The sequence below is a fragment of the Paenibacillus sp. 19GGS1-52 genome (genome assembly GCF_022369515.1).
Lineage (GTDB): Bacteria > Bacillota > Bacilli > Paenibacillales > Paenibacillaceae > Paenibacillus_AQ.
Genome location: NZ_CP059724.1, coordinates 5,346,800 through 5,362,924, shown reverse-complemented (window position 1 = coordinate 5,362,924; position 16,125 = coordinate 5,346,800). Strand labels below are relative to the sequence as shown.

14 protein-coding genes are annotated in these 16,125 nt (G+C 43.8%); 9 read left to right on the top strand and 5 right to left on the bottom strand.

Annotated features, from left to right (window positions below; translation table 11 throughout):
• Positions 1–44: 44 nt before the first annotated feature.
• Positions 45–1,055, bottom strand: coding sequence for a bifunctional glycosyltransferase family 2/GtrA family protein (locus H1230_RS24785; protein WP_239712508.1), 1,011 nt, complete (start codon positions 1,053–1,055; stop codon positions 45–47).
• Positions 1,056–1,058: 3 nt separating this feature from the next.
• Positions 1,059–2,012 carry a phosphodiester glycosidase family protein gene (locus tag H1230_RS24780; protein ID WP_239712507.1) on the bottom strand — a complete coding sequence of 318 codons (954 nt, stop codon included), beginning with the start codon at positions 2,010–2,012 and terminating at the stop codon, positions 1,059–1,061.
• 195 nt (positions 2,013–2,207) lie between these two features.
• On the opposite strand from H1230_RS24780, the gene H1230_RS24775 reads away from it, so the two are divergent.
• The 7 genes from H1230_RS24775 to H1230_RS24745 all read left to right on the top strand — a co-directional run bounded on the left by H1230_RS24775 (position 2,208) and on the right by H1230_RS24745 (position 11,081).
• Positions 2,208–3,404, top strand: a complete 1,197-nt coding sequence (locus H1230_RS24775) for a sensor histidine kinase (protein ID WP_239712506.1) — start codon at positions 2,208–2,210, stop codon at positions 3,402–3,404.
• Positions 3,401–4,054, top strand: coding sequence for a response regulator (locus H1230_RS24770; protein WP_239712505.1), 654 nt, complete (start codon positions 3,401–3,403; stop codon positions 4,052–4,054). Before H1230_RS24775 ends, H1230_RS24770 begins: the two co-directional genes overlap by 4 nt.
• 191 nt (positions 4,055–4,245) lie before the next feature.
• Complete coding sequence (locus H1230_RS24765) at positions 4,246–6,459, top strand: MMPL family transporter (RefSeq protein ID WP_239712504.1); 2,214 nt, start codon at positions 4,246–4,248, stop codon at positions 6,457–6,459.
• Positions 6,460–6,781: 322 nt separating this feature from the next.
• Positions 6,782–7,327, top strand: a complete 546-nt coding sequence (locus H1230_RS24760; RefSeq protein WP_239712503.1) for a CueP family metal-binding protein — start codon at positions 6,782–6,784, stop codon at positions 7,325–7,327.
• A gap of 544 nt (positions 7,328–7,871) precedes the next feature.
• The gene (locus H1230_RS31760; protein WP_481857094.1) at positions 7,872–8,066 is read left to right on the top strand and encodes a hypothetical protein; all 195 of its coding nucleotides are present in this window, start codon (positions 7,872–7,874) and stop codon (positions 8,064–8,066) included.
• A gap of 296 nt (positions 8,067–8,362) precedes the next feature.
• Positions 8,363–9,721 carry an IS4 family transposase gene (locus H1230_RS24750; protein ID WP_239711655.1) on the top strand — a complete coding sequence of 453 codons (1,359 nt, stop codon included), beginning with the start codon at positions 8,363–8,365 and terminating at the stop codon, positions 9,719–9,721.
• Between the two features lie 157 nt (positions 9,722–9,878).
• Positions 9,879–11,081: a glycosyltransferase family 4 protein gene (locus H1230_RS24745; RefSeq protein WP_239712502.1), complete on the top strand. Its 1,203-nt coding sequence runs from the start codon at positions 9,879–9,881 to the stop codon at positions 11,079–11,081.
• Between the two features lie 143 nt (positions 11,082–11,224).
• On the opposite strand, the gene H1230_RS24740 is transcribed toward H1230_RS24745, so the two are convergent.
• Both H1230_RS24740 and H1230_RS24735 read right to left on the bottom strand, forming a co-directional pair.
• Positions 11,225–12,238 (bottom strand): lysylphosphatidylglycerol synthase transmembrane domain-containing protein, encoded by a 1,014-nt coding sequence (locus H1230_RS24740; RefSeq protein WP_239712501.1) that lies wholly within the window; start codon positions 12,236–12,238, stop codon positions 11,225–11,227.
• Positions 12,239–12,249: 11 nt separating this feature from the next.
• A complete protein-coding gene (locus H1230_RS24735; protein WP_239712500.1) occupies positions 12,250–13,281 on the bottom strand; it encodes a glycosyltransferase family 4 protein in 1,032 nt (343 codons plus the stop codon).
• A 305-nt stretch (positions 13,282–13,586) separates the two neighbouring features.
• On the opposite strand from H1230_RS24735, the gene ilvB reads away from it, so the two are divergent.
• Together ilvB and H1230_RS24725 are read left to right on the top strand one after the other, a co-directional pair.
• On the top strand, positions 13,587–15,266 hold the full coding sequence (gene ilvB / locus H1230_RS24730) for a biosynthetic-type acetolactate synthase large subunit (protein WP_239712499.1): 1,680 nt from the start codon (positions 13,587–13,589) through the stop codon (positions 15,264–15,266).
• 20 nt (positions 15,267–15,286) lie between these two features.
• Positions 15,287–15,604 carry an iron-sulfur cluster biosynthesis family protein gene (locus H1230_RS24725; protein WP_239712498.1) on the top strand — a complete coding sequence of 106 codons (318 nt, stop codon included), beginning with the start codon at positions 15,287–15,289 and terminating at the stop codon, positions 15,602–15,604.
• A 22-nt stretch (positions 15,605–15,626) separates the two neighbouring features.
• On the opposite strand, the gene H1230_RS24720 is transcribed toward H1230_RS24725, so the two are convergent.
• Entirely contained in the window at positions 15,627–16,058 is a 432-nt protein-coding gene (locus tag H1230_RS24720) for a universal stress protein (RefSeq protein ID WP_239712497.1), read from the bottom strand.
• Positions 16,059–16,125 lie beyond the last annotated feature (67 nt).

Sequence of the window (16,125 nt, the reverse complement as noted above, 5' to 3'; positions counted from 1 at the left end):
AAGCCTGTTAACGGCTGAGGAATATCCTTTTTGCTAGTTACTTTCTAATAGACAAACCTCCGCTGAGCCCAATAACTAAATAGAAATAAAAGACATTCGGTAGCGAGCTTTGCTGGAATCAGGGGAACACCCAGCAAGGTGTGCAGTAGCGACAAACATGCATAATTCAGACCTAGAATGAAGACTGCAAGTGAATAATAGCGGGTCATGGACTTTCGAAACGACGTCTTTTTCTGACTGGCGAAGACAAGTCGCCGATTCATGGCATAATTTGCGGCTGAGCTCCCGGCTCTGGCACCGATGACTGATAATAAAAGATTCGAGGTCGCGGACTGAAGCAGCAAGAGAAGAACAAAATCAAGAATACCTGAGATGACGGAAGAGGCGCTGAATTTTAAAATGGGCATATATATCTTTAAGGAATCGGCAATGGGACGAAAATGGGAGGAATGATTATCGTTCAAATAAATCGTATCGATGGGCATCTCCTGAATGCCATAGCCTTGAGAGGGAGCCTCTAGCAGGAGGTTCATCTCGTATTCGAATCGTTCCCCAGGAACTTGGCAAAGCCAGTTGAGCATGCTTCTCGGATACCCGCGAAGGCCAGTTTGCGTATCTCCGATGTAGATGCCAGTTGCCGAATCGTACACTTTGCTGGTGAGTCGGTTGCCTAAGCGGCTGCGCAGCGGCACCTTGCCGGTGAACAAGCGGCTGCCAAGCACCATCTTGGCTTCGGTGGATTCGCTTGCATGACCGACAGCGACGATGTCCTTAGGCGAATGTTGTCCATCGCTATCCGCACAGACGACAGCGGTTGTGGGGTCGTTGTCTATAATATATTGAAATCCGGTCTTAAGTGCCCTTCCCTTGCCTCGGTTGACGACATGGGTCAGTACGGTGCAGCCGGCGGCTTTGACAGAATCGAAGATGTTGCGAAACCGTTCTCCGCTTCCGTCGTCCACAACGATGATCGGTGCTTCAGTCATGGCCCGAAGGCTCTTGATAAGCTCAATCAAGCGATGATCAGGTTCATAGGATGGTATTAATACGGTCATGGCTTATCCCTCCCCGAGATAGAGGATGTCGCTTACGCCACGTTCCTCTTGTTTGCCTTGCGGATTATTCACAACACGGCCCATAAAATACATCGTGGACGAACCGCCGCCGTCTAGGTTATACGCCTCCGTGGCACCGAGATCATCGAACACCTGAGCAAACTCATCGAGCGTCATGCCACGGCTTTCGTCTGATCTGCCATCGACGACGACGAACACGTAGTGGTTGGGCGAGATCATACCGATGCCTGTACGCGGGTTAGAGCTAGAGATAGAGCGATTGCCGAAATTTGTGTCGATTTTGACATTGTCCAGATCCTGAACGAGCTTACCGTTCTGGATGAGTGCCGGGCCGAATGACAGCGTCTGGAGGACTCCGTTCGCTAACAGGGTCTCGGCGGACACCTCTTCTTCGTCGTAGGCGGCCATAGTGCCATCTGCATAGAGGGCTACTGCCTCCCGGGCTGGTTCATTGCGGTACAAGATACCGTTGCGAATAATGACTCCGTCGCTTCGGAAACCATAGTAGTCTCCATTGATTGCGAAGACGGCTTTATGGTCGGCGGCGATGTCCGAAGTATCTTCGGTGATGTTGCGACCAAAAGAATTATCGGCGAAAGCCGATTGGATAAGCGAGGCGTCCGAAACCTGCACATCAGCGACATAGTACGTGATTTGATCGCTGCCAGAGCCGGTGATGACTTTTTTAATGGAGATGGTCGTGTCATCACTGCTGTAGTTCCAATCGTCAGATACGACTTCGGATGAGTTAGAGCTCGATGCGCTCGAATCGTTAATTGTTTTCGCAGCGCTGGACACGGTATCGGCGGCTACAACGACTTCGACATGTTCGATCAAATAACGATCGGCGAGTTGATATAAGATGCCGCCGATGAGTAAACAGCAGAGCGCCACGACGATAACTATTTTTCGTTTGGTTGAGTATTTTTTTGGCATAGGTATGGGAACCGCCTTTCTTATTCAGTAGGGATCTTATTTATAAGTTTAGTTTAGGCGGCATAGCTTAACTGAACCTGAATTATTAGCTGAAGGTTCGCTGAATACACCTGGACATGTACGAAGGTACATGTACGAAAGTACACCCAAGCAGAGGAGTAATCTTTATAATGGAAGATGAGGGGGGGCAGCCAAGTGAAAGAAAAAAAAGATGGGTTAATATTCATTAATGAATTGTTCGCATCCAGACTGCCGGTATTGATCTGGGTGTCGGTAGTTTATGTATCGACTATACTTGTGCAGTTCTTACAGAATCCTTTACTTTTATCCAGTTTAGTATTTACGGTGCTGTTCACGGTTCATGTCTTATTGCACTGGAACTCCTACCAAATTACCAGTAAACAATCATGGTTTTACTTTATTCTGCAGGGAGTCTTAATTTATTTGTGCGCGATCCTCATGCCAAACGGTTACCAAGCCGTTCTAATTGGACTGCTTCCGGTCTTGATTGCACAATGCCTGGGGTTTTCATATCAAATGAAAAAAGTCGTTTTCGTAGCCCTGATGAGTATTGTTATATTTTTTGATGCTGCTCTTACCTTAGGCGATACGGATGAGCTCATTCTCTTACTCCCTATATTTACGTTGATGTTGATTATCGTCTTAGCTTATGCTCTATTGTTCTATCAGCAGGTTAACGAACGCCTCAGGATTCAGAATTATTGGCGTGATCTTCAGGAGGCTCACCAGAAGGTGGAGGAGTTGACACTCTCCAATGAACGTCAGCGTATGGCTCGCGATCTGCATGACACTCTGGCACAAGGTGTAGCTGGATTAATTATGCAGCTCGAAGCTGCGGATGCGCACATGGCCCAAGGCCATACGGAGCGGACCCAGGAAATCATCAAGCTGTCTATGAAACAGGCGCGCAGGACTCTGGCAGAAGCACGCCTTGCTATCGATAATCTTCGGGTGAAATCGGCATCAGAAATTGATTTCAGGGAAGCTGTTGAAAATGAAGTGCAGCATTTTACAGACGCTACTGGTATAGTCGTATCTACACACTTCAAACTCAATAAACGCTTGTCCAGGAAGTTAATGGAACACAGTCTGCATATGGTTAAGGAGTGTCTCACCAATATTGCCCGGCATGCCCAGGCTGAAAAGGTGTGGCTTACCTTGTCCGACCAAAATAGTCAGTTATTTATGGAGATCAAAGACAATGGGGTGGGGTTTAACCCGAACGCCATTGGTAAGGAAGCCGGACATTATGGTCTGTTGGGTCTCCAGGAACGAGTACGGCTGATAGGCGGGAAAATAAAGGTGCATAGCAACTCGGCAGGCACGAGAATTACAATTGAGGCATCATTCGTCGAGGGAGACTCTATATGAAACGGTATAAAATTCTGATCGCAGACGATCACTTTGTTGTCCGGGAAGGCTTAAAGCTAATCATGGAAACTAACGAGCAGTTTCAAATTGTTGGGGAAGCGGGGAACGGGCAGGAGGCCATAGATCTTATCGATGAAGTAAGCCCTGATGTAATCTTAATGGACTTAAATATGCCGGTTATGAGCGGACTAGAAGCCATGAAGATTTTGAAAAGCAAAAACTGCCCCATCCCAGTCATCATTTTGACGACCTACAACGAAGACGATTTAATGATTGAAGGGCTGTCTCTAGGAGCTAAGGGCTACTTGTTGAAGGATACCAACCGGGAGGATTTGTTCCGGAACATCGAATCGGCAGTGAGAGGAGAGACTCTGCTTCAGGCGGATATGCTGGAGAAGGTGTTTGCCGCCCGAGAGCAGCAGAAGGCACCTACTGCTACAAGAGCAGAAGTATCCCTCTTGACCGAAAAGGAACTTTTTATCCTGCAGTCCGTTGCACGAGGTTTCCGAAGTAAAGAAATCGCCTTTGATATGGGAATCTCCGAACGTACGGTAAAAGCTCATTTAACGAATATTTACAACAAACTAGGAGTTGACTCGAGATCGCAGGCAGTGGCTGTTGCCTTAGAACGAGGCATTTTACATATGTAACCTTAAACATGCGGAAGAAACTTTTCGCATGTTTTTTTGTTGTTGAGTACTTACATAAGCACGTATTTTCTAGTCGGTTTATTCGCCCGAAGGGGCAGTAACTGTCCGCCCCTTTGGACGATGTCGGAAGGTCTTCCAGTCTATAAGATGAGGCTATACAGAAAACATAAGCAAAGAGGAGAGATACTGATATGGCTAAATTATTATACCGACTGGGGTTCTGGTCAGCGAAGAACCGGTTGAAGGTCCTTCTAGGAAGCATTACTCTTGTGGTCCTAGCGGCTATTGTGGCGCTGTCGATGGGAATCCATTTTGGTGAGGAGACCAATATTCCTGGGCTTGCCTCGCAAAAAACACTGGAGATTATGGAAAAAGAATTTCCCAATCCGCAGGGTGACTTAGGTACAACCCAATTGGTGCTGAAGGCTCCGGACAATGAAACGTTATCTTCGGAAGCCGCAAAAGTACTCATTGCCGCGCAGCTCAAAGAAGTGGCAGCAGATCAGGAGGTTGCGTCGGTTGTAAGTCCGTACGATAACCATTCATTGAATGCGGATAGTACTATTGGTTACGCCACGATCACTTATAAAGTGCCGGGCGCAGATGTTACTGAGGAATCAAAGGCTGCGGTTATTCGTATTGCGGAAACTCTACGGGATGTAGGCTGGCAGGCGGATTTGATCGGTGACGGCTTTGTGAAGATGGCAACCAGCAGTCCGACTGAAGGGCTTGGGGTATTGCTGGCTCTAGTGATCCTAGCGGTTGCACTTGGTTCTATCCTTACCGGTGTCCTGCCAATTCTTACGGCGGCTTTAGGTCTTGGATTTGGGATTATGTTGATTATCATCGGAACGAGTCTATTAGACATTCCTTCGTTTGCCTTATCACTCGCCGGTATGCTTGGTCTGGCCGTAGGCATTGATTATGCACTATTCATTATTTCCAGATACCGTCAACTGCTTGCCGAAAGACATGAAAGACGGGAAGCGATTGCCATTGCCAATGGAACGGCTGGAAGTGCGGTTGTGTTTGCGGGAGTAACGGTTATCATCGCGCTTATCGGATTTTCTTTCGTGGGAGTACCTTTTCTTACCGCTATGGGTATGGCCGGTGCGCTCTGTGTATTCACTGCTATATTGATGACTATCTTCGTGGTTCCGGCTATTCTGGAATTGCTGGGAGACAAGATTAAAGCGCCGGTCAAGCGCTCCAAGAGAATAGGGAGCAAGCAGAATGACGCAAGCCGTGGCAATCTGTGGGGGAGATTTGTCACCGGGCAACCCTTAGTGGCAGTAGTACTGGGTGTAGCGCTGCTAGCAACGATAGCACTGCCATTCTTTCACATGGAGACAGGCCTTGGGAATGACGGGCAGAAATCGCCAGATAAAACCGAACGCCGGGCCTACGACCTCCTGTCCGAAGCTTATGGTGAGGGGTACCACGGACCGTTAGTGATTCTGGCCGAAACAGATGGTGGAGAAGAGGCTGCGGCCAATCTCAATAAAGTGATGGAAGAAGTGAAGACCTATCCTAACGTCGTTATGGTAAACCCGGCAGTCACCGGCCCTTCCGGAAAAGTATCGCTGATTACCGTCATGCCGGGAACGGGACCTAATGACTCAGCAACAGTAGACCTTGTTAATTTAATTCGTGATAAGGCGCCAGCAATAGAGAGTCAGGATCATGTTAAGGTGGGTGTAACCGGCATGACTGCCGTCAATATCGACATTACCCAGAAATTGAACCAGGCTTTGCCAAAATTTTGCCTAATCATTGTAGGATTAGCCTTTGTACTTCTTATGCTGGTGTTCCGCTCGATTCTGGTTCCGATCAAGGCCGTGCTCGGATTCATCCTGTCGCTCGGTGCGACCTTAGGATTTGTCACCTATGTTGTTCAGGATGGCCATTTCCAGAAGCTGTTTGGATTCTATACGGAGGCACCGGTGTTTAATTTTCTGCCAATCATTGTAGTTGGGGTTCTGTTCGGCCTAGCGATGGACTATGAAGTCTTCTTGGTTAGCCGGATGCGTGAAGAATTCAAGAAGAGCGGGGATGCCAAGAAGTCCGTTCTTGCCGGTATGCACCACAGTGGCGGAGTCGTAACGGCAGCAGGACTGATCATGGTCGCCGTCTTTACCGGATTTATACTGGCAGAGGAGCCAATGGTCAAGGTCATGGGCCTAGCGCTCGCCTTTGGGGTTCTCTTTGATGCCTTTGTAGTACGTTTGCTTATTGTTCCTGGTCTTATGACCTTACTTGGCAAGTCGGTCTGGTATTTTCCGAAGTGGCTGGACCGTCTGCTGCCGAACCTGGATGTAGAGGGTGAGGAAGTGATGAAGGAGGTCGAGAAGAAACAAATGAAAATCGCGGAGGCATCTATAAGCTTGGGAAATATAATTTCTTGAACAATATTCCAGAAAAAGTATATACTCGTATAAATGGTACTGATGCTTGAGCTTCTGCAATAGTAGAACCCTGGTTGAAATGAGATGATTAAATGTTGTGGAACTTAATTTTTTTCATAATCAACTTTGTACTAGCTTATCTCCTCTACGATGAATCGAGTATTGTTAAACCTTTATTGGCAACTGTTACTTTAACGATATTGCTTAATGTTGCAGATTTAATTAAGAGCAGAATCAAGAAAAGGTGAAATCAATCGCACTGTCCTTAACTGTACCAGCTGGATTATAATAGGTACATATGAGATTAGGGGATGAATACAAGGTGAGACGGAAAATATTTCTGGCTGCTGGATTGGCTGTTATCGTATTAGTAGGGATTTACATGTTTGTGGGAAGCTCCGAAAAAAAAGAATCTACTGAAATCGATACGCAAAGTATCAAGCAAGTGGTCCATGATTTCAGCGTGAGAAACACAGTAGCTAAATCAGCTTCAATTACATCCAAGCAATTAATCGTGACAGACGATGACCCAACCAAATCAGTTACCTACGACCTGCCCAAAGATGAGTTTTTTCTTTCTATCGCGCCATACGTTGAGAAGACGCATCCTTGTGCAACCCATAGCTTAACTGGTTGTCAAGGAGAAATGGTTGATGAAGAGTTTAGCGTTTCTATCGTTGATCTGGATGGTAATTCAATATTGGACAAAACATTAATGAAATCCCAGCCTAATGGATTTATTGATTTGTGGCTGCCACGCGACAAATCCTATCGCATAACGGTCGAGCATGATGGTAAAATGGCAGAGTCCACAATTTCCACATTTGAGAGCGATGACACTTGCATCACAACAATGCAGTTACATTAATTGAGAACAAGGTGTGTTGAGTAGCCTGTCAATAGACAGGCTACTTTTCATATTGAGATTACCGTGATAAAATCATGTAGTCCTGAGAACTTAAGAAGAAGGTGTTATTTCCTTGAAGAAACTACAAAAGCAACTACCGCTTCTTTGGTTGTTGTCTATTCCGTTAATAGGTATTTTGTACACTTTGCAGAACCATGTAAGACCTGTAGTGCATGTGCTGTCGACGCAGTTTGATCGTGCTACCCCGTTCATACCATTTTTTTCTGTTTTTTATTTTATTTGGTATCCATTTTTGCTTATCACACTCTATTTGATTCTCCAACAGAAAAAGTCCGCATATTATCAGACACTCGTTGCTGTTTGTTTCGGTATACTGGTGGCTAATTTTACATTTCTTATTTATCCGACATTTGTTCCTCGACCTCAATTAGGGCCCGGATGGAACTTTTTTGTGCCAATAACCTACAGGTTGGATGAACCGTATAATGGGTTTCCAAGCATCCATGTGCTCACTTGCTATCTAATGCTGCGAGGAGCGGGAATTTTGCCTAAATGGTCCCGTCTGGCTGTTGCTGTCATGGCTTGGCTAATCATCTTGTCAACGCTGTTCATTAAACAGCATGTCATCGCAGACATGGCGGCAGGTATAGCTCTAGGGGAAATCGTCTTCCAAATAACCGGGCGGCTTATCAAAGAACGACAACAGCCATTATCCCATGAATCTGCGGTTGAGTCATAAATATAGCGAATTATTCGTATAAAATACAATACGGCCATGCCACTCAGGATTGGCTGTTTCTCAAGGCTCCATAAATGTTATAATAAACCAAATTACAGGCAGATGAAATTGCAGTTCATAACCATTTTTTAATCTTAACATCTCAACTTTCGCAGAGTCAAAATTGAGTTGACCCCAAGCTGGGGTTAAGGTGGAGTCGGTTTAAGTAAGGATCTTGCCAACATAGAAAAACACCACTTCGTTTGGTAAAGTGAGATTGTCGAGATCCACTAAACCACAGAAGAGGTGTCCCTTCTATGATAAATCAAAAGTCGTCCCTAGATCAACTCCCACCTGAAATGAGACCTGCTTTTCAAGAGCTCGGTGTGCTGAAGCATCTGAGGAATGCCGGGTTCAAAAAGACGTTTGGCTATACCTGTTCCCATCTGTTCATGCTCGTTTTTGTCTTGCTCTTTCATCAGAAGAATTGGTTTCGTCTGCTCGAAAGTGCCAAGGGTGAAGCCTTTCCTGGCAAAGATGCCGTCTATCGCTTTCTCAATCACAGCGGATTCGCTTGGCGGCGTTTCTTGTCTTCTCTAAGTAGTGACACTGTGCAGCGAGTCGAAACCTTGACCTCCGTCACGCGGACCTCCGTATTCATTGTGGATGATTCCATGTTTGAGCGGAATCGGAGCAAAGCTGTGGAATTGTTGGCTCGCTTTAAGGATCACGCGACGGGGGCTTACTATAAAGGCTTTCGCATGCTCACCTTGGGCTGGTCAGACGGTCATACGTTTCTCCCTTTGGACTTCGCCTTGCTGAGTTCCGTGAAGGCTGGACTCACCGGCATACATCCGGGAATCGACAAGCGATCCTCTGGATACAAACGCCGGAAAGAAGCTCTGCTTTCTGCTCCGCATCTGGTTTCTGAACTGCTGGATCGAGCCATTACTTCCGGGGTTTCTGCGGCTTACGTACTTATGGATAGCTGGTTCACGCATGCCCCCCTGATTCAGCGGATTATAGATCGCAAACTGCATGTGATTGGCATGGTGAAAAACGACAACAAGCGATATCTCGTTCACGGTCAACGGGTGGATCTTAAAGGTCTTTACCGAGCTGCTTTGCGCGTCGAAGGAAAGCACCGGAACCTCTTGCGTCAGATTCACACCGAACTTGTTCCTGGCATTCCAGTAGTCGTGGTCTTTGTTCGCCATCGCTCCAAGAAAAACGAGTGGCTCGCGATTCTATCGACGGATCTAACGCTGACGGCACCGGAAGTCATTCAAATCTACGCTCTTCGCTGGGACATCGAAGTCTTTTTCAAATGCGCTAAATCCTTGCTGCGCCTGCAAAAAGAGTTTCAAGGCCGCTCCTATGATTTGCTCATTAGCCATACAACGATTGTCTTTTCCCGCTATATTCTGCTGGCTTGGCAGCATCGACAAAGCACGGATCAGCGGACGCTCGGTGGACTCTTTTATTTGCTTTGCGATGAAGTCGGTACCTTGGACTGGGCCGTAGCATTACAACAATTGGTGGAATTGATGAACGAAATCGCCAATCAAGTCGGTAAGAAACTATCCGCTATGATTAAAAGTCAACTCCAGCACTGGATCTCTGCTTTGCCCAGCTACATCAAGGCTTATCTGCCGATTTCATGCTGCGAAAGTTGAGTTAACATGATACAATGATTATGAGCGCATACTTAACATCTTAAAGTACATATATGGTATAAACATGGTTCTCTTTATTGATGAATATACTAAAGATGTAATTACATATATCTTATTTTATCAATGAATTTGTGGTCTATTATAGGAGGATAAATGAATGAAGATTTTAATAACAACTGATACCTATTCCCCTATAATAAATGGAGTTGTTACTTCTATAAAAAATCTTTATAAAGAATTGAAAGCTAATGGACATGAGGTTAAGATTTTGACCTTATCACATACAGGCGTTGAGATGGTAGATGGAGATGTATATTACCTAAAGTCTATTCGTATTGGCGTTTATCCCGATGCTCGAGTTAAGGTTCCCCTATATAATAAGCTTATAAAGGAAGTCATTAAGTGGGGCCCGGATGTTATTCATTCACAAACCGAATTTTCAATGATGATCGTGTCTAAACATATTTCAAATAAATTGAAAATTCCACATATGCATACCTACCACACCTTGTACGAAAATTATTTGGATTATTTATTAGGCGGAATTATCAATAAGAATTTATCGGCAAAAATAACCAAGAGAATCCTAAATAATCTAAATATTGTTATAGCTGCAACGAATAAAACCAAAGACACACTGTTAAGTTATGGAATAGACCGACCGATTTATGTTATACCCACAGGGATAGAATTAAATAAATTCCAACGAAATTTATCAGCGGAAGATAAACAAAAAATAATGTCGGATTTGAAAATTAGTCAGGATGACAGAATAATCGGTTATGTTGGAAGAATAGCTGAAGAGAAAAACATAAGTGAAATTCTAATGCTTTTACCAGATGTTATTAAGAAAAACAAAAAAGTGAAGCTTCTCATCGTAGGCGGCGGGCCGTATTTGGATCACTTAAAAGATCTTGTGAAGACCCAGAACTTAGAGGAAAATGTTATTTTTACGGGTATGATTAGTGCAGATGAAGTGTATAAATATTATAAAATTTCGGAAATATTTGTTAATGCATCGACCAGCGAAACGCAGGGATTAACTTTTATAGAGGCATTAAGCAGTGGTTGCCCAGTAGTGTGTAAATATGATGCTTGCATTGATGGAGTAATTGTACAGGGGAGTAATGGATATTCATATAAGGAGCAGGACAAATTCACTTCTTATATTAATGAAATACTGGAAGACTCTTCTCTAAGACAAAAAATGAGCGTGCAAGCTGTTATTAAGGCTAATGAATATTCCAGTAGCATTTTTGCGAATAAAGTATTGGATAAATATTCGAGTATGACTTACGCCAATAAAGAAGCCAATATTCCCTTGGTAGATTACATGAATCCTAAAATCCAGAAGAGATAATTCTGGTTTAAGCTATTGCCGGGAAATAAAGGCTATGGCTTTTTTTACAATATAAGAATTTATATGCTTCACGCAATAACTTATCCTTATATTTCTCGAAGAAACGGTACCGTCCATATTAAGGACGGCGAAGCCGTTTCATCTTACGGTCTTTTCTTTGCATTTGGCAGTACCAGCGTAAATATACTGCCTATAGCTATAGTTGAGTAATAAGTTAATACTCGCCATACAAATATGGCTGTCAAAATGGTGCTTGCATCAAAAAACATATTGTATATTAAATAAAACCCGCCCTCCGCACCTCCTGCAGCACCTGGAAGGGGGATAATTGCCATGAAGTTTGTTAAAAATATTTGGGCACTAATCAAGGTCCATAGATCAGCGGTATTAAACCCAAAGCTTCGATAAATACAATATGGGATACTGAAAAAAGCCAAATATTGTAGAAAAGTGAAGAGGGAAGCATAGATGCACATTTTGATATGCTTAGCGATTAAGAAAGCATTTTGATGAAAATTTTCCAGTTCAATCTCAATTTTTTTGTAAGTGGACTCCGTATTCTTAACTAGCCTAGTCTTTTTTAATACTTTAAAAATAAGGGTTAATACACTTTTAGTCAGCTTGCTATTCAGGGAGAACATTACGGAAAATACCATAATGATAACATGAATAGAAAGACCTAAAATACAAAGATAGGGGAAATAATCGACCCTAGAGTTAAAATAATTAAATTTAAACAGAAAGGCTAAAATTAAAATAAGGATATTTATAAATTGATGAATCATAAATTTAATCATTAAAATAGAACCGGCTATCCCGGCCGGAATTTCATTCTCCGTCATTGCATAGAGTTGGGCGGGATTACTGCCGGCTGAAAAGGGTGAAATTGCTCCAAAAAACAAACCGGTCATTTGAAATTTAATGGAACGAACAAGTAGATTTTTTATGTTATATAACTTTTTAGTTATTACATATAAGGTAAGCATTTCAAAGAACCAAAACAGGAGCATACATATAACGGACAACAAGATCCAAGAGGTATCTAATGTTCGGAGTTCTTGTATCAGCGAATGTAAGCCTTTAGTGAAAAAGAAAAATGACAAAAAGATACATGCAGTAACGATTACTATGATTGAACTGAATATTTTTTTTTTCATTTGCGTAACTCCTAAATTCTTTTCTGTTGGTATATATCGTCATAGAACTGCTTCCATAATTCTAATACATGCTGTTTGGAATAATATTCGTGACATTGCCAGGAGTTATTGGACCAGAGATCATAGTCTTCCCCTTTATGCTGCATAGAATTTATGATGTGGACGAAATCCGCGACGTTCTCACCTTTTAAATAGTAATCAAATAAAATATTATGATATAAATCCAAGTCTCTTAAGAGTACTGGGATCTTTAAGGCTATAGCTTCAAGTATGGACATTGGAAACAGTTCATTAAAGGAAGGCAAAAACATTAAATCACACACATTATAGATATCATTCATTTCTTCTCTCGTAATAATCCCAATAAATTTAACGTTCTCAGGTGGATTTTCAATAATTAGTTTCAGTTCTTTATATCCTTCCGTTATGGAACCGAAAGAAAAACCACCTGCCCATATAAACTGAATTTGTGGAAGACTTTTGGCAACCTCGACAAAATCCAATATTCCTTTTCTGGTTTGAACTTGCCCGACGCCTAGGACCACAAACTTGTCTAGTGGAATAGCATATTTTTGTTTGATGGGAATGATTTGTGCCTCAGGATATTTATAAAAACGATCTTCAGAAACATAATTGGGGATGTACGTTACTTTTTGCTCATCGATGTTATATTTTTGTAGTACCTCAATAAAATAGGGATTAACCACAACAATATGATCTACAGATTTATAGAACCAAATCATATATGTATAAAATATTTTCTTGGCAAAAGTAGGCAGCTTTAAACTTTCTTCTATAGTTTCAGGCACAAAATGAACATAAGCTACGGTTGTACCAGATCGTTTGAAGAATGGGATGCTCAGAAAAAATTTGAGATCTATAGTATGGTAGTGATTAATATCGCCTGATTTAAAACGATTTTTAGTCACTTTATAATTTTCCTGAAGTTCGGTTTCAACCAAATTTACTTGTTCGATGTATGCGGACAAAACCCCTTGAGCTTTTACCTTGTGTGCTGAAGATAGCATATTAATAGTTGGCATGCTTGCCCTCCGTCTGATCCATTTTTTCCTACATGTGTTATTTTCATACCTTTATATAATAAAGCATTCGGAGTGTTAGCCCCTGGAAACATGTTACACTATAAATAACATTTACTGCAAACAATGCTAACCTGTATACTAGCTCCAAAATCACGTTGAGTTTCCTGAGAAGGAGGCTCTTTTTTGTTGTGATCTTAACATTTGCATGAATGTCAAATTAGAAGTGACGGCAGTCACATGAGCAATACTGTGAATCCATCTATACTTTGCCCATAAGAATTAGGGGTTGTAGGAGGGATTGTGTCATGACCGGAGCGGAATTACTGGTAGAGCTATTGCTGAAACAAGAGGTGGATACGATATTCGGATATCCAGGGGGAGCCGTGCTGCCGGTATATGATGCTTTGTTCGATTGCAAGAGCATCCGACATATCCTGGTACGGCACGAACAGGCTGCTGTGCATGCAGCAGATGGATATGCAAGGGCAACGGGCAGGGTCGGAGTATCGCTCGTAACCAGCGGCCCTGGAGCAACTAATGCCATAACGGGCATCGCTACGGCATTTATGGATTCTGTGCCCTTGATCATTCTTACTGGACAGGTTCCAACCGGAATGATCGGCTTGGACAGCTTCCAGGAGGTAGATATATATGGGATGACCATGTCGATCACCAAACATAATTATTTGGTCATGAAAAAGGCGGATCTGCCGCGTATTCTCAATGAAGCCTTTCATTTAGCGACGACCGGACGACCGGGTCCAGTGCTGATCGATCTGCCTAAAGATGTCATGATGGACAACACTCCAATGTTACCAGAGCCTACTGATGCTAGAGCGTCTGTCTCGATACGCGGATATAAAGCGGAATGGGAGTTCAGTGCGGCGAAGCTGGACCTAATGGCCGAGAAAATCCGCAATGCCAGGCGTCCGCTGTTCTTGATTGGTGGAGGGTGTATAGCAGGAGCAACACCAGCCTTGCTGCATGAACTTGCTGTCTCTTTCGATCTGCCGGTGGCCTCTACACTAATGGGCATTGGCGCATTTCCATCACGACATCCGCTGCAGTTAGGTATGGTAGGGATGCATGGAACGGTGGCGGCGAACCGCGCTGTGCAAGCGGCCGATGTTCTAATCTGCCTTGGCGTAAGATTCAGTGATCGGGTGACGGGGAAACGCGGGGTATACTCACCACACTCCTATAAAATTCAGGTGGATATAGATGAAGCCGAATTTGATAAAAATATCGAGGTTGATCTTACGCTCAATAGTCCGATCGCCGCTGTGCTACAGGGAATGCTTGCCCGCTTATCGGAGGGGAGCCATCCCGAATGGCAAGAGCAGATTAGTGGCTGGAGTAGACGCCCCGTCCAGCCCCAGCCTGTTAATCGCGACGGGAAACTCACACCACAGGAAGTCATACACTGCATTGATAAGGCAACGGTTGCTGATGCGATCATTTCTACAGATGTGGGCCAGCATCAGATCTGGACAGCCCACCACTACAACTTTAAAGAGCCGCGCTCCTTCCTAACTTCAGGCGGACTTGGCACCATGGGGTATGGTTTCCCGGCAGCAATCGGTGCGGCTGTAGCTTTTCCCGATAGACAGGTCGTATGCATTAGTGGGGATGGAAGCTTTCAGATGAATATGCAGGAGATCATGACTGCCGTTGATCTGCAGCTTAATGTGAAGGTAGTTATTCTAAAGAACGGGTATTTGGGAATGGTGCGGCAATGGCAGGAGCTTTTCTTGAACCGAAGATACTCGTCAGTGCGTATCAGCTCACCAGACTTTGCTGCTCTTGCCGCGTCATTCGGTGCCCAAGGCTATCGAGCAAGCACCATGGACGAGGCTATAGCAGTTATCGAGCGTGCCCTGAATACCGAGGGGCCGGCTATTATGGAATTCGATGTGATCGAGGAAACGAATGTCTATCCAATCGTTCCCCCCGGCGCAAGCAATCTGGAATGTATTGAGGAGTAGTGAAAGGAGCGTAATTCTGCATGAAGATAGAACTAAACGCACTGACCATAGAGAGATTAAGAGAGAGTCTTGGCGGCCAAGCTGGATATTTCAAGCTGTTTGTGGACACTGAAGGCTGTGGCTGTAATGGTGTCATTGTAATCCTGATAGTAAGCAAACCGGACATTACAGATATTGAAGTACAAACTGAGCCTTTTTCATTTTTTGTCGACCGACAGCAAGCGGATTTATTTGATGAATCAATGCGACTTGTTGCTGATGAGAATTATCCTTCATACAAGTTAGTTAGCGATTCCACTTTATTCAGCAGTAATATCCGAACAAGAGATATTCGTTAAGTTATATCCATCGTTCTTATTTTCACTTGCTAGGCACAACCATGACTGGACAGTTTGCCCGGTAAAGGACACCTTGGCTTACACTGCCGAGCACACTGCCCACGAAAGCGCTATGCCCACGCGATCCCATAACGATGCAGCGGATCTGCTGATGTTCAGCTTCTTTAAAGATTTCGTCTTGGGCAAAGCCTATCAATAGCTTCGCTTCGAATTCGATACCGGATTCTTCTAGAAGACGGACGCCTGAAGCTATAGCTTCTTCATATAATGTTAGTTGGTAGTCCCTCATATCCGAATCGTTGAAAAAAACCTTGGTATGGGGAGTGGTGAATTTTGACTGGACATTTAATAATAAAATCTTTTCTTTATACTTCTGCGCCATATCGATGGCAACGTGCAGAGCTTCCCGCGCACTATCAGAATTATCAAACGGTACAATAATATGTTGTTTCATAACTGTCCCCCCTCGATTTATTCTCGCCGTATGGTTAGAGATGTCCTTCTATTATCTATTGTATCAG